Annotated in this window: 15 protein-coding genes and 1 other annotated feature; of the genes, 1 reads left to right on the top strand and 14 read right to left on the bottom strand. The window is 31.1% G+C overall.

Features of this window, described 5'->3' with window-relative positions; translation table 11 throughout:
• Positions 1–152 precede the first annotated feature (152 nt).
• Positions 153–399, bottom strand: a binding site (T-box leader).
• 96 nt (positions 400–495) lie between these two features.
• Genes BUA73_RS01735 through BUA73_RS01720 form a run of 4 tightly spaced genes read right to left on the bottom strand, consistent with a single transcriptional unit; the run spans position 496 to position 8,328 of the window.
• The gene (locus tag BUA73_RS01735; protein ID WP_072901650.1) at positions 496–4,914 is read right to left on the bottom strand and encodes a coiled-coil domain-containing protein; all 4,419 of its coding nucleotides are present in this window, start codon (positions 4,912–4,914) and stop codon (positions 496–498) included.
• The gene (locus BUA73_RS01730; RefSeq protein ID WP_072901648.1) at positions 4,907–5,653 is read right to left on the bottom strand and encodes a DUF6063 family protein; all 747 of its coding nucleotides are present in this window, start codon (positions 5,651–5,653) and stop codon (positions 4,907–4,909) included. Before BUA73_RS01730 ends, BUA73_RS01735 begins: the two co-directional genes overlap by 8 nt.
• Before the next feature lie 44 nt (positions 5,654–5,697).
• Positions 5,698–7,305: a hypothetical protein gene (locus BUA73_RS01725; protein WP_072901645.1), complete on the bottom strand. Its 1,608-nt coding sequence runs from the start codon at positions 7,303–7,305 to the stop codon at positions 5,698–5,700.
• Between the two features lie 15 nt (positions 7,306–7,320).
• Complete coding sequence (locus BUA73_RS01720; RefSeq protein ID WP_072901642.1) at positions 7,321–8,328, bottom strand: Wadjet anti-phage system protein JetD domain-containing protein; 1,008 nt, start codon at positions 8,326–8,328, stop codon at positions 7,321–7,323.
• Positions 8,329–8,570: 242 nt separating this feature from the next.
• On the opposite strand from BUA73_RS01720, the gene BUA73_RS01715 reads away from it, so the two are divergent.
• Entirely contained in the window at positions 8,571–9,980 is a 1,410-nt protein-coding gene (locus BUA73_RS01715; protein WP_072901640.1) for a Na+/H+ antiporter NhaC family protein, read from the top strand.
• A 66-nt stretch (positions 9,981–10,046) separates the two neighbouring features.
• Here the strand turns inward: BUA73_RS01715 and BUA73_RS14260 are convergent, their stop codons facing one another.
• The 10 genes from BUA73_RS14260 to BUA73_RS01665 form a co-directional block, all read right to left on the bottom strand.
• Positions 10,047–10,793, bottom strand: a complete 747-nt coding sequence (locus tag BUA73_RS14260) for an HI0074 family nucleotidyltransferase substrate-binding subunit (protein WP_072901638.1) — start codon at positions 10,791–10,793, stop codon at positions 10,047–10,049.
• A gap of 93 nt (positions 10,794–10,886) precedes the next feature.
• Entirely contained in the window at positions 10,887–12,818 is a 1,932-nt protein-coding gene (locus tag BUA73_RS01705) for a sensor histidine kinase (protein ID WP_072901636.1), read from the bottom strand.
• On the bottom strand, positions 12,796–13,485 hold the full coding sequence (locus BUA73_RS01700) for a response regulator transcription factor (RefSeq protein ID WP_072901635.1): 690 nt from the start codon (positions 13,483–13,485) through the stop codon (positions 12,796–12,798). Before BUA73_RS01700 ends, BUA73_RS01705 begins: the two co-directional genes overlap by 23 nt.
• A 57-nt stretch (positions 13,486–13,542) precedes the next feature.
• On the bottom strand, positions 13,543–14,145 hold the full coding sequence (locus tag BUA73_RS01695; protein ID WP_072901633.1) for a hypothetical protein: 603 nt from the start codon (positions 14,143–14,145) through the stop codon (positions 13,543–13,545).
• Between the two features lie 315 nt (positions 14,146–14,460).
• On the bottom strand, positions 14,461–16,434 hold the full coding sequence (locus BUA73_RS01690; protein WP_072901631.1) for a PEP/pyruvate-binding domain-containing protein: 1,974 nt from the start codon (positions 16,432–16,434) through the stop codon (positions 14,461–14,463).
• 107 nt (positions 16,435–16,541) lie between these two features.
• The gene (locus BUA73_RS01685) at positions 16,542–17,123 is read right to left on the bottom strand and encodes a hypothetical protein (RefSeq protein WP_072901628.1); all 582 of its coding nucleotides are present in this window, start codon (positions 17,121–17,123) and stop codon (positions 16,542–16,544) included.
• Positions 17,116–18,201, bottom strand: coding sequence for a radical SAM protein (locus BUA73_RS01680; protein WP_072901626.1), 1,086 nt, complete (start codon positions 18,199–18,201; stop codon positions 17,116–17,118). Before BUA73_RS01680 ends, BUA73_RS01685 begins: the two co-directional genes overlap by 8 nt.
• Positions 18,202–18,279: 78 nt before the next feature.
• Positions 18,280–19,107, bottom strand: a complete 828-nt coding sequence (locus BUA73_RS01675) for an ABC transporter permease (RefSeq protein ID WP_072901625.1) — start codon at positions 19,105–19,107, stop codon at positions 18,280–18,282.
• 2 nt (positions 19,108–19,109) lie between these two features.
• Positions 19,110–20,117 (bottom strand): ABC transporter ATP-binding protein, encoded by a 1,008-nt coding sequence (locus tag BUA73_RS01670; protein ID WP_072901623.1) that lies wholly within the window; start codon positions 20,115–20,117, stop codon positions 19,110–19,112.
• 15 nt (positions 20,118–20,132) lie between these two features.
• Entirely contained in the window at positions 20,133–20,939 is an 807-nt protein-coding gene (locus BUA73_RS01665) for an ABC transporter permease (RefSeq protein WP_072901621.1), read from the bottom strand.
• Between the last annotated feature and the right edge of the window lie 9 nt (positions 20,940–20,948).

The raw sequence follows: 20,948 nt of genomic DNA, 5'->3' as shown, positions 1-20,948 counted from the left end.
GTAAATGTATCAGTGAAAACATTTAGACATACAAATGACAATAAAAAAAGCCACTTCGCCCTATCATGGGACGAAGTGACTTCATGTTGCCACCCATATTTTTCATACATTTAGGTAAAACTCTTTGTCACATAAAAAAAACACTTCCTCCTTAATAGGACGAAATGTTATTCGCTATGCCACCTAAATATACTTACTCTTCCAGGTACGGAGTCAATTTGCTACATCGAAAACTCGATACCCTGTCCCTATAACGGTGGACACTCCGGAAAGTGCTACTATGATTTCACACCTCATCTTACAGACCCATTCACTACAGACTACAGTACCTGGCTTACACTACCCCAGACTCGCTGAAACTAAACTTCTCTAGTTACTCCTTCTGCTCACTGATTTTATATTATTACCTATACAACATTATATGTTGTTGAAACTATTGTATTACATTTTTTTCTTAATGTAAAGTAATTTTTTAAAATATTTATTTAAACCTTTTTAAAACAATCTCATTTGCTCTGTTATCTGAGTTCTGGCAGATTCCAAATACTCATATTCATCTCCCATGTCCCCATTGAATTCCTCATCTCCTTGGCCTTTTTTATGTTCTCCTCTAAGGTATTGAGTGCCATTTTGTAGCTTTGACTGCTTGGTGTTTAGAACATATATATTGTCAAACCTGTCATAGATAGATTCTCCACCAAGTCCAGTGAAACATATAAGCTGAGTGTTGCTCTTCTTTGCCATCTCCATAAGGGGTTTTAAAAGATGTGATGAACTTGTCTGGGCAAAAGGATTATCCATAATAAGTACTTTGCCACTTTCGCTTCGGCTAAACACATCACTAAAATTTCTTCTAGTATAAGATAGAAGACTGGAAAGAATGATGAAAGAAGACAAGAAGCCTTCCCCGCCAGAATTGGTAGCTACTTCGTCCCAGCTTATTTGACGTTGCTTTTCTTCTTCTATTTTGAATAGCTTTACCTTTACAGTGCTAACCCCTACCACTTCATTATATAAATTGTAACTTGTAATCTTTGAACTTATTATGTCTTCTATATTCTCATTTTCATCTAAAACTTTTAATCCTCGTTCTCTTATTTCCTGGAAATAATCTCGAAGCCTAATTCTATATAATTCCTTATTGTCATCCCATTCACTTACATCAATATTTAGCATTTTTCTACTCTTACCACATACATTTATAGTGGAATTGTTGTCAATTTCCTTAAGGTTGCTATTTATATCACTTATATACTGCATCAAGTCATCTAATATACTTTCCTCTTCCTTTGTAACTAAAGATATATCGTGTTTGAGCTTTTCCATAGTGCTTATATAAGAATTTACAATGGTATCAATCTGCAATAATAGTTCTTCTGGTTTATCCACTAGCCTTGCATATATTTCTATAGGTTGACTAAAACTATCATCTCCTATAAAACTTCTATTTTGTCTTAGCTTGTTGTCGATTTCTCGTTGAATTATATTTATGCTTTCATCGTATTGCCTACATAGCTTATTAAGATCTCTTCTTTTTCGTCCAATAGTATCGCTTAACTGGCCTATTGCTATGGATATTTCCATGACATCCTTTACTTTGAAGTCTTCATATTCTTTTAAATTATCCATATTTTTGTCTATATCACATCTTATCTTTTGAAGCTCTGCTACGATGTTTTCAGCCCTTCTAATTTCCATGCGGACCTTATTTTTTTCTTCATTGTAGTTTTTTTCAAAAATCTTTTCACGCTGCATTAAAATATTTGTACCAAATTTCTCTTTAAAGTTATTCCTTAAATTTTCGATTTTACTCTCTAATTTTGCTACACTTTTTTCCATAGATAATATGCTATTATCAGTTTCTTTTAAAGAGTTTTCCGTGATTTCAAGGACTTTCTTTAATTCATGTTCTTCATCAATATCATACGTAAAATGAATATAATCCTTCTCTTCAATACCATATGAATCACTACGTGCTTCTAATATACGCTGTGCTTCCTTATAAGATTTGTCTGCTTCTGCAATTTCATCTTTTAGTTGTTTTTCTGTACTAGTTATTTTCTGAGTAAGTGCTTCATATTCTGCTATAATGTCTTCCCTATCTTTTGCTATGAAGTCACCATTTTTATACGTAGCATACTTTTTCATTTTCTCATCTATAGTGTGTTTTTTCCCTTGGTATTCATTTACCATATCTTTAAATTCATTTTGTTGAACTTCCATAGTATTTATAAGTTTTTTCAATGACCTTATATTAGCTTCTATTATGTCTATATTCTTTTCTACCTCTTCTAATTCCTTAAGGTTTGCCTTATACTCATGGTAACTCTCCATAAGTCCAGAGAATTCCTTAATTTTTTTCTCTACACTGTTCCTTTGTCTTTGGGTATTTTCCCTTCTCAAGGAAATAGAAGATATTTCGCTTTCTATTTTGCCTATGTCCTTACTAATATTTATAGCTTTTAAATCCAAATCCTTTAATAAAGTCTTCAACTCTTCTATTTCTTTCTTTAAACCTTCATAAGATTCTTTTGTAATTTCCGATGACTGAACAAAGGATTTTTTATCATTGTACAAATCTATATCCTCATTGACTTTTTCTAGTCCTTCACTGTAATCTTTTATAGATTGTCTCTTTTCTATAATTAATTTTTTCAGTTCTTCCTCATTTAAAAGCTTTTTGTTAAAAGATACAAGAAAGTCTACATCAGCTAAAGTTACTATATTGGACATTTTTTCTTCTAATTTTTCATTAATAGACTCCCTTTTTACAATGACAATAGGAGAAGATGTGAAAACCTCTAAAGTATTGCCTCTTAATTTCTCTATATCACCACTGCTCATAATCAATGCATAAGGTAATAATGGGTTGTTCTTTATAATTTCTATATTTTCTTCTTCAGAACGCTCATTTTTTTTCAGCCATTCCATACCATATACCACATCAATATCATGACGTTTAAATTCCTTTTGTAGCTCTTGAGATAGTTCCATTACTTTACCCGTCTCAAGCTTTTCTATGTCAGATTGTTCTTTTTCAATTGCATTCTTTATTTCCCGTTGCTTGCTGACCAATAAAGCTATTTTATCATTAAATTTTCCTACAATCTTATCCTTATGGAATAAATAGTCTTCACTTAGATCTACATATTTAAGCATCTCACGTCTTTTTCCTAATTCCACATTTACCTTTGATAATTCACACTCTTTCCACTTTAACTCATTGGTATTCTTTATTTCTTCTGCCCTTACACTTTCCCTTTGGCTTTCCATAATCCTTCTTTTTTCTTCATTTGCCATCAATTGTACACTACAGTTCTTCTCTTCTTTAATAAGTTCTTCATATGAACTCTCTAAATTCTCATTGTAATTCATGAGTTTTGTTTCATCGTATAATTTTTCTATATTTCTTTGAAAGGTTTCATTGTTGTTTTTATTAAATTTTTTCTCAACTTTATCAAACTCATTTATAATAGCTTGTAATCCACCCTCTCTATTTTTCAAATCATCCTTTTTATCTATATTTCTTTCTAATTCCGTATTCTTTAATAATTTCCCCTCATAAAGTTCATTTATTTTTTGCTTTTTATCTTGTATCTTCTCTATAAGCTCTTTTCTGTCATCTTCCAGTAAAGTGCGCATAGTGTATCCCAAATTTTCAATTCTAGGCGTCATATCACCATTTTCTTTTTTTATCCGTTCTAATTTCTGCTCTAACAATAAAAGATCCTTGGAACACTTTTCATAATTAGAATGTAGCTGAGCACAATCGTATATATTTATTTTTCTATTTGTACTCTCCAATTCACTTTCTATCTCTGCCCTTTGTGATTTATATTCATCACATTTTTTCTTCAATTCATCGTATTTATTTATGTGATTATATATCATAAGGGAACTTTCTTCATATTCAATTTCATTGAAAGTATGACGTAAACTCTGAATCTGTTCTTCTGAAGAATTTAGTTGCTTTTTGTTTTCATCAAATTCTTTTTGGAGATATACCATGATATTGGCAATTTCATTTTCCATTTTATCTCTGGAATTGCTTATATCAATACTACTTTGAACTGTTTCCTTTATTTCTTCTGATAGCTTATTAAATAACTCCATTTTTGATGTTTTATCAATTTTACTTTTATTATCTTTGTAATTCTTTATGTACTTGTTAATTATCTCTCTAAAGCCTTTAATTCTATCGTCATCCTTTGATATTTTTTCTTCTACAGCTGGTATAAACCATTCCTTCACCAGTCCCGTTACATTTTTGGCATTAGTAAATAATTCGGATAGTCCTGATTCCTTCTGATTTATTTTTCTAATTATATTTTCCCATTCTCTGTGATTTATATGGTATTCCATAAGCTTTGAAAAATAAGCACTGCTAGTAGAAGAACTGGTCATATCGTAGTAATTGAATTTATAATTTTTATTTTTCTTCAATTCCTCAAAAAGCTTTTTACTATTAGCATAGCTTTCAAACCTTCTCCCCTTTTCTCCATTGCATACCACAGGCATATTTTTTATATCATAAGAATTATTTTCATTGTATTCATATATAAAATTAACAATATCCAGCTTACTTGCAAAGTCCTCATCACCTACAATTTCCCGCTTTCTAACCATCATGCCATTCATCACATATCCAGCACCATAATCAAGTTTCCATTCTACCATAATATAAGTGGGAACAGATGAGGAAAAATAACTTTCAAACTTTCGTTTGCCAAGATCCCTATACTTTTTATTTATAAAGGGAGCCATAATCATCTGAACAAGAACAGATTTTCCACCACCATTTCTAAGACTCATCATGGTGTCTTGACAATCCATATTAAATAATTCATCGTCCACCCTTATAGATTTGTTATTGTAGTTCAAGTTTACAATTCTTATCCTATTAATCTTACTCATCCATGGCCTCCCCTAGAGCACGCAATGCCCTATTATAATTATTCTTATTTAGAAGATCCCAATCCATAAAGCTATCTAACTTTGTAGTGCTTTTTATTATATCATCATTTTTTATATAGTATATAAGACCCTCATCTTCTAGGAATTTAAGTATGGTATCAATAAATCCTTCCTTGGTAGTCTTTGCAGTAGTTTTTATATCCGAGCTTTTTAATGCCTCAAATCTATCTAGCAAATCTTGAAAAACTATAAAATTTTTTTCACTGCTTCCCCCATGGTTTTCCACTAGAAGTTTATCATCTTCTTGCTTTTCTCTGTTAGCACCCTCTGTAAGCTTATCTGTAATTATATTTAGAAACTCCCCAATTTTTATATAGTCCCTAGACTTACTGCTTATACCTTGCGCTCCATATAAATTTACCATAAGGGTTAATATAATGAATTGCGACAAATAATAATCTTTATCATTAGCAGTGGATTTACATAATATTTTCTTCAACTCTCCCTTAGAATAGCCAAGAAAATCGTTTTCTTCCTTAGGTATTATGTAGACGATGCCACCATATTTGCTTATTATAGTTTCCGATGCCTCACCCATTTCTTTTACAAGCAGAGTTATATTTTCATTATCAGAATACGCCCTATAAAGCTCTTCCTCATTTTCATCTAGTTGACCATTCTTTAAAAGGTAATAATATATTTTATTGCTGATTTTTATTTCATCTATAGAATAGCTCATGGCACTTACCCCCGCAATTAATCTTAATCTTACATATACATGTTTTATCTAACTGTAAAAATAACATCCGAGCATATAAATTTCTTTTCTCTTCCATCTTCATCTCTTAAACCTTCTAAGCTTATATCTTGTCCATATTGATTTTTAGCTACAGATATATATTTTATTCTGGAAAACTCCTTATTTTCATAAATTATGTCTAATATGCATCTTGTAAGTTGAAAATCATATTCATTATCTTCGATGTAGTCTACCCTTCTCTCTCTTATAAGTTCATCAATGTGAAACTCCTTACTCTTCAGCATTTCTATTATAACTTCTCTAAACATCCTTACATTGGGTATAAGTCTCTTCATAATTTCGCCATTTTCCTTTGCCACAGTACTGATTTCTTTGAGAGAAATATTTGGTTCTGTTTCTGCAAACTCCAATATCACTTTAATTATATCTTTATACCTCTTCAGTTTTTCAGCCTTACGCCTATGTTCTTCTTCCATGAACTCCTCTTCATCAAAGCCAAGAATTTCTTCTTCTGTATCACCTTTACTTTTTCTCGCCATATCGTAAGTCAATGCTTTATTTAAGTTATATCGTTTTTTTACATCCTTGATAAAAAGTGGTCTGAAAAAGATATGTATATTTTCTAGCTTGCTTATATCTTTAATAACCTTATCATAAACATCAGTTTTCAAATTAAATCTGTCGATTAAAGTCATTTTTGAAATATCCTCTAGCTCCTTGCCGTAAATTTCCTTTAAATCATAATGTCTTAAAAGAATTCTCTGATCTTCATCTATAGTTCGTCCAAGATATTCCTTTATAGTTTTTAAATTATCTAGATTCTGCTTTTCTTCTTCATTAAGCTCCTGAATATTTATATCCTTTTCATGAAATTCTTTAATCTTCTCATTTACATTTTCTCTATGCAATACAAATTTCTCTTTACTCTTCCATAAAAGTTCTAGGTTCCCTTCTGTGATGTTCCTGTACTCTGCCACAGAGTATGCCAGTGGATTTTCCTTTATTCTGCGTATATCATCTTCGATTTTTTGAACTCTTATTCTAAATTGATTGAAAATATTTTTTATATCATTTACTGCTTTATCGTAATCAGCCTTTTCCAAATGCATTTTAAAAATTATTTCATCTATTGTTATCTTAAGGTTTTCCTCCACTTCTAAAGTAGATAATATAAGGGAATATCCTTCATCCGTAAGTGCATATACTACTCTTCTTACACCATCCACATATTCAATTTTATTCCTTATGAAGCTGATGTTGATATCTTCGTATTGGCGATCTTTGAAGTTGAATGCTCTAAAATACATAGCTCTCCCTTCGTCACACAACACAGTATTTATTATAAATTCACTAAGTCCCTTACAATCCTCATATGTCATTTCCTTTTTAAAAAATATATTATTTAATTCATCTATAAACACACTTATGTTATCTATAGTACAAATTTCTTCTTTTAATGACTGTTCCATAACATATAAAAGCACTGCAAATATAAGATTATCCTGTTCATACCCTTCTTCAAAGCCATATTTTTTCCATGTTTTTTTCTCTATACTATTTCTGAAGAGTAGGGCATATGCTCCTATTTTTTTCATTCTAATATGATGTGATTCGAGAAATCCTATATCCATACGTAACCATGCCCCCTATAGATCATTTATATTAATTATTTCCTGCGGAATATATAAATTTTTTTCTAATATGTTTTTTATAGCATTTTGTGATTTACAGCTAAATTTACTCATGAACTCTATTCCAATATTTCTATTCTGCCCAGTTTTTGTTTCTGGCAAACATACGCTGCTTTCTTCAACCTTATCCATCATTTTTTCATATGCTGCCACAAAAGGAGATATAGGATAAATTCCTCCATTAACGTTAAAGAGGCTTTCATATATAATTATTCCCTCATAATCTAAATCCCCAAAATACAATATTTGATTTTCCTTATTACACACATATTCCTCCACAGAAATTTTAAAATCCTTGAAGGTTTTACATATGTTTTTTCCTCCCCCATAAATAATAGTTCCTATATCCTCACCAAGAATTTTTCCACCACGTTCTATCAAAAAACGCCTCATGGTGTAATAAGTATCCTTATTCTCTATGATCAATAATTTTTGAGGTACCTCCTTGCTCACCGAATAATATGCTAGTGGCTCTGAGGTGTCATAGTAATTTAAAAATTCACAACTTATTCCCAGGTTTTTTAAGATAGTCTTACCCTCTTCCTTCTGTAAAAACTTCTCCCTTCCCCATATTTGAAAGGATCGCTCATTCATAGAAATTGAGGTATTAAGCTTATCTCTGTTTTTCAAAATAAATTCATTTAACATGGAGATGTACTTTCTATGCTCTTTATACTTATCCATATGAGTTTTATAATATGAAATATCAAAACCTTCCCACATATGATATGTGAGTTCATCTATAAATTCACTATTATCTTCTAGCTTTCTTATTATCCTATATTTTTCATGAAGTGAAGGATTTTTCCCATTTAATCTACTATTTTTTACAGGCTGAATATGACCACGCTTTATATCCTCACATACAATCCTATACAATTCCTTATACTGGTCACATCTATACATTTTCTCTATAGCATCTAATGAAATGTAAGTTTTATCTATACCACTGTACTTATTCATTTTCCTCACTCCACTTTTGATTTCCTTATTTACCTATAATTCTATACTAGTTGCAACAAAAAATCCATTTATATAACCTAGTTTGTTGTGCAAAGCCTTTATGATTCATTTGTTTATTTTATAACAAACTTTTCATCTATACATTTTTATAATACGAAGATATCTTCCATTTACAATAACTACAATTTGTACTATACTTCAAGCGTCGGCCGACAAAAATTTCTACATAAGGAGCAATAATTATGGTTAATGAATCTTTGAATAATAAAGGACATGCCAAAGCATTAATACCATTCTTGACATTTATTTTAATATACCTTGGTGCAGGTCTTATAATGCAATACCAGGGAGCGGAAATGGCATTTTATCAATTTCCATCAGTAGTAGCTATATTTATAGCCACTTTAGTAGCATTTATAATAAATAAGGGAACTATTAATGAAAAGTTCACCATTTTTGCAAAGGGTGCTGGTAGTGAAGACATCATGACTATGCTCATGATATACTTACTTGCAGGTGCATTTTCTACTGTATCTAAAGCCATGGGGGGCGTAGATGCCACAGTAAATATGGGATTATCACTTATTCCTGCCCAATACATAACCGTAGGAATTTTTATCATGTCAGCTTTCTTAAGTTTAGCTACAGGTACATCCATGGGAACAATCAGTGCCATAGTGCCTATAGCTTTAGGTGTTATTGATAAAGCTGGCCTTAGTCTTCCATTGGTCATGGGTGCATGTGTAAGTGGTGCTATGTTTGGCGATAACTTATCAATGATCTCAGATACAACAATTTCAGCAACTCGTACACAAGGTTGCCAGCTAAAGGACAAATTTAGGTTAAACTTTTTAATTGCCCTACCTGCAGCAATTATTACCATAGTTCTTCTGTTTATATTTGGTAAACCAGAAACCGCAGTGGCAATTCAAAATCTTGACTTCAATTTCATAAAAGTTCTTCCATATATGCTAGTTCTCGTTCTCGCTCTTGCAGGTATAAACGTATTTCTTGTGCTTATAATGGGAATCTTATCTTCAGGAATAATAGGAATCTGTTACGGTGATTTATCATTCCTAACTTTTGCACAACAAATTTGGACAGGATTTGGTTCAATGATTGAAGTATTCCTTTTATCATTATTTTGTGGCGGTATTGCTCAACTTACCCAGCATTACGGTGGTATTACATGGTTACTAAACAAATTGCGCAAACTAATGAAGGGCAAGAGCTCTGCTCAACTAGGTATTGCTGCCCTTGTAAGCTTAGCTGATATGGCAGTAGCAAATAATACAGTGGCAATTATCATAAGTGGTCCTATAGCAAAAGATATGAGCAAACAGTATAAAATTGATCCAAGAAAAACAGCCTCCTTGCTAGACATTTTCTCTTGCGTATTTCAGGGACTTATTCCTTATGGTGCACAGTTCTTAGTTATTGGAAGCTTGACAAAAGGTGCCATTAATCCACTAAAACTTATTTCAAGTATGTGGTATATTCACCTTTTAGCTATATTTGCTATAATAGCTATATTTGTTCCATACTCAGAAAAAGCTTGCCAAAAGGACCCTTGGAATTGGGAATACGATTGTGCTGAATCTGAGGTTCAAGCAAAAATAGCATCACAAAATAAGCCAGTTGATCAGGTTTAAGTACTAACCTGTTACATAAAAAAGAAAGTCACTGTTTTTTTTAAGAACAGTGACTTTCTTTTTATTCTATACTGTAATTTCTTCGTTCATGAACGGTTGAATATTTGTTTTTCTTATATAAATAATTTCTCCTTCTTTGTCTATATGCTCCTTTAACATATCGCTTGATATGTCATTGTAATTTATAGCATCAAAGAAATATGGTAATGGATAAACTTCATTTAGATAATTGGATAATCCACGCACCACATCTTCTGTTATTCGCTGACCTATAACAGCGATGTTGACATCTGAACCTTTTTTGTAATTTCCTATAGCCCTGCTACCAAAAATAACTGCCTTTTCAATTTCAGGAAAGTTGTCCAATGCCTTCTGTATGTAATAAGTATCTCTCTCCAATAGTCCGTAAGGTTCAGACTCTTTGTCTAATCTATCAAACATTCTATCAAACTCCGGAATATATATATTCACTATATCACCCGTCATTTTAATTGCTAACTCATCGTCATAAGCATGAGCTGTTAAATTTCTATTAGACAAGGCATCAATCCATACATGACCATTTTCAATTAATCCTGTCTGGAATGACAATTTTATGGTTTCCCTAGCGCTTTTCACAGTACAGCCTTCAAGTTCTAAGTAATCTTTTAAAACCATACAAGCAAGTTCAAAAGTCATCTCAAAAAAATGAACTATACCAGCTCTTTCAAGCTCATTCTTGATGTCCTGTTGAGAATATTTTTTTAAAAGTTTATATGTTTTTGTAAAATCTTCAAACCTGTTTTTCCATGCTATTTCATTTAAATCTTCCACAATATCACTTCCCCAATATAATAAAGTCTTTATGTTATTATTATATCATATTACCTCAGAAAATTCATTCATACTTCATTTACATAAACAGAATTATTTTACTAGTGGAAAACTGATTATCAATTTAAAAAGATCTCCATCTATTTCAATATCCATACTTCCATTCTGAAGTTCCACAAGACTCTTAGCAATGGACAATCCAAGGCCAGACCCCTCAGTACTCCTTGCCATATCTCCCCTCTTAAAACGGTGAAAGATTTCACTGGCTTCAAAATTCATCTCATAGTTTGAAACATTCTTTACAGTAACAATAGCATTATTTTCATCTGTTTTTAAATCTACATATACCCTTGAACTATCCTGAGAATATTTAATAGAATTTCCAATTATATTTTCAAAAACTCTCCATGTTCTTCGGCCATCTAGATTTGAATACACTGGATTCTCAGGAATACTTGTTCTAAAAGTTAAGCTTGTATTGGCTATTTTGTCTTCAAACTCTCCCAATGCTTGTCTTAAAAGCATAGCTATGTCTACTTTCTCCACATTAAGTTCCACAGAACCGCTGGATGCTTTTGCTGCTTCAAAAAGATCGTCTATTAATATCTTTAGCCTCTGAGATTTTTTGTCAAGCACCTCTATATATTTTTCTTTTTCTTCTTCCGATATACTTTGATTTTTTAGTAGCTTTATATAATTTATAATGGATGTTAAAGGTGTTTTTAAGTCATGAGATACATTAGTAATAAGTTCTGCCTTTAATCTTTCGCTTTTTACTTGAGATTCCATACTATCTTTATAAATTTGTTTCATATTATTTATATTTTTTGATATATGTATAAACTCACTATTACTTAAATTCTCTATAGGAATTTCCATTTTTCCTGATATTATATCATCTGTACTATTTATTATGCTATTAATATCATGTACCCTGTTCAAAATGCGTTGTGGTACAAACATTAGATAAATCACATTATAAATAGATGTAATAAACACTATAAATGAATAGGAGACTAATAATCCATATATACACATTATAAAAGAAGCTCCAAATAGCATGGTAAACACCAGTAAACGCGCTTCACTTTTCATCATATCCTTGCATATAGCACTTTCACGTCTTAGTTTTCTTATTTTAAACGCTATGCTGTGCTCCCATTGATTCACACGAATATCTTTTCTGAATATAATTTTTGTAAAAGACTTTAAATTAGTCACAATAAACATAGTACAAACAGATATATATGTAAGTATTTGAAAATGCCTAATGTTAATGGGTTTATAGAAAAATTGAACTCTTTTGGTATATGCTTTTATAAGGAAGATACATATTACAAATATGAGTACCCTCAAATCTAAAGGTATTTTCTCATACTTTTCCGTAAGGTTTACATTATGACCTTTTATTTTTAAAAATTTTTTCATGCTTAATATTAGCAACACCATAGCAAATATACATATAGTTCCCAATTTTATCTCTTTAATCAGTCTATTACGTATGGAGTTGTAATAAACATAGTCTTTTTTGATTTGACTATACATATCATTGCTTTCTATAAGAGCAAATACACCATCTATATTATTTTTACGGAACCAGTAATTCATTTCTTCGTATTCCCAATTAGGACCTATGTTTTGTGGGAATCGCTCCACATGAATTGCCTTATCCTTTATATATTTTTCTACATCATAATCTACACTTATGTTAGTAAATACCTCTCCATTACTTTTATTCTTAAGGTAATACCTTATGGATTGCTCCATCTGCACGTGATCCTTAGCATCTTTCAATGTCATCTCGTCTACAGATTTGCTTAAATCCAAATTATTTGAAACTCTAGCCATTTCATTGTATACTACTAATTGATTTTTAAATTTTCCGCTTTTAAAATAAGCATCTTTTGAGAGGAGCGCGTAATTTTGCCCTATATCTAACGCAACTAGCACTGATATTGCAGCTAAATACATACAAAGTGTACACATAAGTAAATAAGTGTACTTATTTTTCAAACTTATACCCAATTCCCCACACCACCTTAAGATATTCAGGCTCTTTCGGATTTATTTCAATTTTTTCTCTAATTCTTCTTATATGAACTGCCACTGTATTTTCACCATTATAGAAAGGTTCTTTCCAAACCTTTGTATAAATTTCCTGTATAGAATATACCTTACCGCTATGTTCCATAAGCAATTCTAGTATTTTGTATTCTGTAGGGGTAAGGGTTACATCTTCTCCATTAACCCTTACAATTTTAGTATTCTTATCGAGACAAACACCGCGTATGTTAATTTCATTTTCATCATATACATGACCAAAATCCATATACCTTCTAAGCTGCGATTTAACCCTGGCAACAAGCTCTAGAGGATTAAAGGGTTTTGTCATATAATCGTCAGCACCAATATTTAATCCAAGAATCTTATCTGTGTCTTCAGACTTTGCTGAAAGAATTATAATTGGAATATTTCTTGTTTCTCTTATTTTAAATGTAGCTTTCATTCCATCCATTTTAGGCATCATAAGATCCATTATAATAAGATGTATATGATTTTCCTCTAGTCTCTTTAGCGCTTCCATTCCATGGCACGCCTCAACAACATTAATACCCTCATTTTTTAAATATATTTCAATGGATTCCCTTATTTCCCTATCATCATCCACTACTAAAACATTATATTGTTCCATTTTCTCACCACCTGATGCCATTATAACATCTTAGAAAAAGCTAGTCCATTTTCCTCATTATCTAGGCTTCATAAAAAAAGCGAAAGCATCCTTTGACATTCCATTGGCCGTACCAACATTTTTAATGTTTCTTATATGGTATATTTTATTATCGTAATCCTTGGCTTGATTATCACATATATACGCATATTCATAACTTCCTTCGCCAACCCACTCCATAAAAACATAGGTATGAGTTGGTTCCCCATGAGAACCACCATTTTCATCAGTGGTGAAAGCAATATCACCAGGCTTTAAATTTTTATAATCAGTATCCTTCCTCCACCCCTTGTGTTCAAGTACCTCAAGAAGCTGTCTAGTATTTGCTACATGAATTGGCACATCTATATCATTTCTCCTCAAAACCTCTGCTACAAAATACACACAAGTATTGGCAGAACTATTATTGTTAAGTTCTATACCTCTATTGTATGTATTTATTCTATTCTCTTTACTGGTAAGATAAGTGTATATTTTATTGGGAATTTCAAGGCTCCTAATCTGGTTCGATGCCAAATTCCACAGCAGATAAATTCCTCCAATAGTTATGCACACTGTTAATAATTTTGTGAATTTTCGTTTCCGTCTCTTTACTTTTCTTCTTTCCCTTTTACATTCCATTGTCCATGCACACCCCCGTTTATATAGTTGCTTTCCTTATAAAATATCATATCAAAAAAACTTTACAAAATAGGTACATAATTTCTTAAAATTTTCTTAAGATATTAACTTATAACTATGCATGAGAAAATTTTGTATGTGATGAAAAAAATACATTCTTACAGAGAATGTAACAGAAAAAGCTATACAGTTTTGACCCATCTGTATAGCTTTTTACATTTATTTTAATTTTTAAACCTATGTCAATGCCTTGGACAAAAAGTTGAAAGTTCCGGCTTTCCCAGCGTAGAATAAAATATATTATCACACTATTCCTCACTCTCTAATTCCAATAATTGTTCCTTCCGGAGCATTTTCCCCTTTGTCCCCTTTTAATATCTTCACCATGCCATCTTTTATCTCTACATATACTCCATTTTTTAACTCTCCAAGGTCTTTTTTTATTATAGCAGGCTTTCTTTTTTCTCTTAAAATTATAGCCATATGAGATAACAATCCACCTCGTTCAAATATAAAGCCTTCATAACAATCAACTAGTGCTGACAAACACGGATCTGGATACGGAGCTACCATTACTTTTTTTTGCCCATTATTAATATGAATATGTTCTAAGTATTTTCTACTTTTATTTATAAATTCACTTTCTGCAATAACGCTTCTAGATCCGACCTCTTCTTTTAATAATTTTATTGTATCTTCAGATATAATATCTACCTTTCCGTAAAAGTCTCCTGTGGAAAGTATGCCATAAGATATATTATCTGAGCTTACTGATTTTTTTTCAAATGTTGCATCATTAAAAAATACATTTTCTCCCTCAGTTTCAAATTCAATCTTTATGTTTTTGTATACCTTGTTTAGTACTTGAACCATATAAACTACCTTTTTTATTAAAAAATCATTTATTGATCCCGTCATTCCATTATTAAGTTTTGATTTTACAAACCTTCCAGTTCTTTGATCAATCTTCCATATGTAGTTATATATTAAAATATTTTCGCTTAATATATTTCCTTCACTATCAATAAGATATTTTGAAAAATCAAGTTCACCACTAAGAAAGCCTCCAAATCCTCCAGGCATACATTCAATATATATATATCCTTCATTCGTCATACATGCATTACCACAATATTCAGTTGAAGTTATTTCTTGTATACGCACTATATTTATATTATGACAAGGTGTTGAACATATTTCTCTGAGATATGTTCCCAATTCTTCTTTTTTTCTAGTTCTCACTTTGTCATTATTTTCAATTTTTAATATTTTAGCCCTTTTAAATACACTATAAAGTTGGTTAAGATCAAGGTTATCATTATTGTAAAAAACATATTTTACAATAGGTATATCTATATTATTGTTTATACATATTTTTCTTAGTCTATCCCTCTTATCAAACCATTTCATATATTTTGAATAAAATTTAGACATATCTACAGTGCATAATGTCTCTCTATCGTCTACGTCAATAATACAAAATTTATTAATATTTTTTTTATGAATATATGTAGTAATGGGACGTGCTTGAAGAACTACAATTTGAGTTTTATATATAAGCCACTCTATATCTACCTCACATTGAAAATATTCTTTTATTTTTTTCACAATATTTCCAAGTTCGTTCGAATAATTTTTTAGATAAGAATCACTATTCACTAGATTATTCCCTTCTGTTATTTCAAAACTATAATTACATTTACCATCTACTACATCTTCCGCACCTTTCATCGAATATTCACCATAATAGCAATCTTTTCCAATAGGATGCTTTGAAAAAATAACGCCACCTAATTCTGACTTAAAATATCGCTGTATGATTATAGCTATGGGTGTATTTATACTAAAATAATTGTAATACGCACTTGCCCATACATCTAAAATAGAATTTTTTAAATGTTCTAGAGTATTGATTTCACCAATAGACAAGTACATTCCAGCCATGGTACTATTAGCACAATCCTCATTAGTTGAAGAGGATCGGGCTATAACAGGATACCCTATTTGGGTTGTATTTTCTTCTATTATACTCCATATTTTTTTAGGAATTATAAATGTTTTTATAATTTCTCTAAACTGTGAAACATTATTTTTATCTTTTATATTTTTCAAATATTTTTCTGCATTATTATATTTGACACATTCATAAAAGAAGTCAACTGGTATTACAAAGCCATCTGCAATTTTTATGTTTTTATTGGATAATATCCCCAAACCGTACGCTTTATTTCCTATAATTTGAGGTTCCACTTTTTCACTAATAATATCTCTTATGTTATATATTCTCAAAACATCTTACCTCCATTTGGCATACAATAATTTAAAAATTATATTAAACCTTAGAGTTTATTTTTTAATATTATACATTTATTATCATTGGTACTTATAAACTAACTCTAATGTATCTTTTTTGATGAATATTTAAATGCAACAAAATATTCTTTGCGCATATTTTCTTTATCTGGCACATGTATTGGAGTAATTGATGTTTCATATACTGGTTTTTCTCCGTCTATTACATCATAAATATCTATGCCACATTTTCTTCGTATAAATATTTTCTCTTTTTCAAGCTGTTCTACAGAAACATTTTTATCAAAAATCAATATATAAGCTTTTATGTTTCCATAAGGATCCTTATAAAACTCATCATTTATCTGCTTCCAATATGCTACTTCCAAAGGATTAACATTAGGAAACATATCAATCATAAGTTGATTATAATCCTTAATTTCTAATATTTCATTTATAATGTAATGCTTCTTTGTTAATATACCTATTATTTTATTTAGTTTATTTGCTCCAGAAGGTTTAACTAACATAAAATTTTCCCATTTATCTTCCATAAATACTTGACTACGTTTTTCTACAGTAGTTACATTCCCTTTAAAATACACTTTTTTATTTTTTTTTAATGATGCTTTAAGATACCCCCAACAACCGAGATTTCTGATTTTCCACTTATTCCTTTTATTCATTTTCACTCACCTTAATTCTCGCTAACTCATATTCGTGTACTTTTTCATCTATATATTTATTACATAATACAGTGATATCAGCACAATATTTCTGACATACATCGCTTTTAGTAAAATTAAGCATATTATCACGTAATTTCTCCGATTGCTGAATAAATGAATCATATTGTAGTTTACCTACAGGATCTGCACCCTCTCGATAGTTTATATAGCATCCATAATAATTTCCTTCAGGATCCACAGTTCTTTCATCTGCTGAAAGATAACATGGTGGTACCTGTCGTTTATTGTTATAACCTCTAAATGATAGTTTAACTAGATTATTTAACCTACTTCTTAGCATATTAAACTTATTACCATGAGGTACCATTTTAATAAGTTCAGGATATATATCCTTTTCATATTCTTCTTCATATTCTACCCATTTTTCTTTAAACTGGGCAATAGGAATCAGTTTTATATCATCAGGCTTTAAATCAAGCATATACCTTAAAATTTCCTTCAGTTTAGAAAAGCTAAGTGGTGTTATGCATGTATTAATAACAAGATGTGTTTTGTAATTATATTCATCCCTCATTTTTGTCACAAACTTAATAGTTTTTATTGCTCTGTCAAAAGCACCTTTAACTCCAACTTGAATATCAAATTCATCACGGTCTAATGTATCCATTGATATATGAAATCCATTTACACCAGCTTTTATAAGATTGTCATAAACTTCTATATCAGAATTACCATTGGTACTTAACGTAACCTCTGCTCCATATTTATTGCACAATTTTACATAATCAAATAATTCTTCACATAAAGTAGCCTCTACTCCTGTGAAATGAACAAATCGGCAACCATTTTCAAGCCATTCTGTAAGACATTTTATTAATGTTGTTTTATCTACCCTATTCTCATAATCATTTTCTGATAAATGTTTTTTACAGTATGAACATTTTAGCTGACATTTATTTGTTAACACTACCTCCGCTCTTGTGACCCTATAATCATATTTAGGAAATCTCCTCGCTATATCGTTAGCTCTTTCCAAATTAATTGATTCAAATTTTACAAACTCCTTTTCCCCCATTTTACTCTACTGTAATTTACAAAACCTTGTATATTACAGTTTCACCTTCTTTCTTTAATTAACTTAAATAACTATATACTAGTAGAACTCAAAATTACCGTATTTCCTGTTCTTCTCTTCAGCTTTCTTCATGCAATATTTCGTAATGATGAACATGAGCAAAAGGCATAATAACAGTTTTCCTAAATTAATCATGATATAGTTGCATGAAAATCCATTATCTACAAAATTGGTTAGTAATGACCTTGAGATATTCAAGCAATATGTCAGTGGAAATATAGAGCCAATAACTTGTCCCCAATGCGGCAGGCTGGTAACTGGCATTTTCACGCCTGAAAATAATACCATCGGATCATCTAACACATTCATGAGAATTGATGAATCCCTTGAAAATAAAAATAGGGAATTGAGCATACCACCCCATACCGTTGAGCTTATTATCAATATAACAAATAACAGTGGCAGTGATACTATGCTTCTAATGCTGAAGCCCCCAACATATATAAGTAAAACTATGCAAAAGCTTACAAACATCCAGGTCTGCTGCAACAATGAGCCTAATGCTTTTCCATATATAAGTGCCATCCTGTTTGCTGGAGAAATAAAAGCCATCTCCAAAGTACCGCTTGTCCTCTCTCTTGAAGAAAATCTCCAAGCACTTTGAACCATTGCCCAGAAACAGTTATATGCTACATAACCTGTACACAAAAAAATCATCAGCTGCTTGCCATTATTAATTCCAAAAGCAGCTGCCTTTTCCATGGAAAATGGCTTATAAGTAAAATAAACAGTAAACAGTCCAAGTATTGGCCATAGCAATAAGGAACAATACGTAAAATATGAATTAAAGCTATCATTATACTGTTTTATTATTTCAGCTTTTATTATCATAAATATAGTTCTCATACTTACACCTCACTTGGAGTTTTTTGTCTGAAATCTTTTATTATGGCCAATAACACATTTTCCAAGTCAGGCTCTTTGGTTTCGAAATCCAGTATTGATACGTTTTTCTTATTCATAAAATTAAGTATTCCAGACCATTGCTCTTTATTACCGACAAACTTTAGCTTAAAGTTACTGTTATCCTCTTCATAAGTAAGCTTAACCTTTTCTCCTTGGAATTCATCTTCAAGTTCACGTAAAAATTCTTCCGTAAGCTTTCCTGTAATAATATCAAGCTGCTGGTTGTAACACAGTATGTTTCTTAGCTCCTGCTTTGTTCCTTCTGCTATAATAACTCCTCTGTCAATTATATAAATATAGTCACATAGCTCCTCAGCCTCAGAAATATAATGAGTTGTAAGAAGAATCCCTTTATTCTGATCCTCTGCAAGCTTTTTTATATATCCTCTCATCTCATTAGCAATTATTATGTCAAGCCCCAACGTTGGCTCATCCATAAAAAGATAGTCAGGATTGTTAATTAACCCCCTTGCAATCTGAACCCTCTGTTTCATACCCTTTGAATAACGTTCTATGGGCACATCCTTAAATTCTGTCAATCCTACGATATTCAGTAGATAATCAATCCTCTCATGCAATTCATCCTTTTTTATCCCATATAAGCTACCGTAATATTCTAGGTTTTCCTTTGCCGTAAGCCTCCAGTACAAATTTCGTTCTCCGCCAATAATAAGATTTAATTTATTTTTTACACTCATATAATTTTTTACAGCATCTACGCCATCTATAGTCAAAGCGCCAGAGGTAGGCTTTACAATAGCTGAAAGCATTCTTATGGTTGTAGTTTTTCCTGCACCATTAACGCCCAAAAGCCCTACAATTTTGCCATGAGGTATTGTAATGCTTATGCCTTTTACAGCTTCAACAACCTTATATTCTCTTTTAAATAAACCATCTTTTATTTTTATCTCATACTTTTTCACCAATTTTTCTGCTACTAATTCATTCATAATCCACAACCTCCATCAACTAAATATTTGCTCAACAAGTGTTTTTTCTATATGTCTGTACCAAAAATATCCCACTGTAAAATATATTATACTAAGAATAATAATACGAATAGCAAGTTCAGAATTATTTAGAACGGTCTCACCGCCAATTACAACCCTTCGAAATAGTTCTACTGCATGCCTTAGTGGAAATAGCTGTGATATATATTGAATAATTTTAGGAAGATACTCTACGGGATAAAATACAGCACAACACAATGTCATAAGATTAAATAAGGTATTTTGTGTTATAAATGTATCTCGTGTGTGGAGCATTATAGATGATAAGGTAAGCCCTAAACAAAAAAATGCAAAAACAGCTAATAAAATCGTTATAACAGAATCCAAGCAAAACAACCTTCCAAGGTGCGCCCCAAATATATACCCCACTATGAGAATAACTCCAAATTCCATTATAGCTCTGGAGAACTGTTCTAAAAAGCATCCAAGAAAATATTGTATTCTGGACGCCGATGTAATTATGAAAGGTTCAAGTGTGCCCTGTCTTTGTTCTGTAATCAATGCTCTTCCTATGTTCATAAGTGTAGCTACAGCTAGTACATTAAGGGCTGAACCTAATACAATATAGGTCATATAATCAGCATTATTGGTATACTCCTGAAATTCACTTGTAAGGCTACCTTTCATAAAGAAATTATAAATACAATATGGGAGCACAATGGCAAAAAAGCCTGTTACTATTCTTGAGAATATAAATGATATTGGTGTGGCTCTTAATATTTCCCTTCTGTTTTTTTTAAAGGTGGCTATTGTTACGTTCATACTTTCATC

Source organism: Hathewaya proteolytica DSM 3090, from assembly GCF_900142225.1.
In the GTDB taxonomy this organism is placed as follows: domain Bacteria; phylum Bacillota; class Clostridia; order Clostridiales; family Clostridiaceae; genus Hathewaya; species Hathewaya proteolytica.
The sequence above is the reverse complement of the archived record's forward strand: the minus strand, read 5'-3'. Positions and strand labels throughout refer to the sequence as shown.

Excerpts from the sequence above, each read along its gene's own strand:
- BUA73_RS01720 (WP_072901642.1), bottom strand. The coding sequence starts at position 8,328 with ATGAATAAGTACAGTGGTATAGATAAAACTTACATTTCATTAGATGCT.
- BUA73_RS01685 (WP_072901628.1), bottom strand. The coding sequence starts at position 17,123 with ATGAATAAAAGGAATAAGTGGAAAATCAGAAATCTCGGTTGTTGGGGG.
- BUA73_RS01715 (WP_072901640.1), top strand. The coding sequence starts at position 8,571 with ATGGTTAATGAATCTTTGAATAATAAAGGACATGCCAAAGCATTAATA.
- BUA73_RS01665 (WP_072901621.1), bottom strand. The coding sequence starts at position 20,939 with ATGAACGTAACAATAGCCACCTTTAAAAAAAACAGAAGGGAAATATTA.
- BUA73_RS01675 (WP_072901625.1), bottom strand. The coding sequence starts at position 19,107 with ATGAGAACTATATTTATGATAATAAAAGCTGAAATAATAAAACAGTAT.
- BUA73_RS01735 (WP_072901650.1), bottom strand. The coding sequence starts at position 4,914 with ATGAGTAAGATTAATAGGATAAGAATTGTAAACTTGAACTACAATAAC.
- BUA73_RS01695 (WP_072901633.1), bottom strand. The coding sequence starts at position 14,145 with ATGGAATGTAAAAGGGAAAGAAGAAAAGTAAAGAGACGGAAACGAAAA.
- BUA73_RS01700 (WP_072901635.1), bottom strand. The coding sequence starts at position 13,485 with ATGGAACAATATAATGTTTTAGTAGTGGATGATGATAGGGAAATAAGG.
- BUA73_RS01680 (WP_072901626.1), bottom strand. The coding sequence starts at position 18,201 with ATGGGGGAAAAGGAGTTTGTAAAATTTGAATCAATTAATTTGGAAAGA.
- BUA73_RS01670 (WP_072901623.1), bottom strand. The coding sequence starts at position 20,117 with ATGAATGAATTAGTAGCAGAAAAATTGGTGAAAAAGTATGAGATAAAA.
- BUA73_RS01730 (WP_072901648.1), bottom strand. The coding sequence starts at position 5,653 with ATGAGCTATTCTATAGATGAAATAAAAATCAGCAATAAAATATATTAT.
- BUA73_RS01725 (WP_072901645.1), bottom strand. The coding sequence starts at position 7,305 with ATGGATATAGGATTTCTCGAATCACATCATATTAGAATGAAAAAAATA.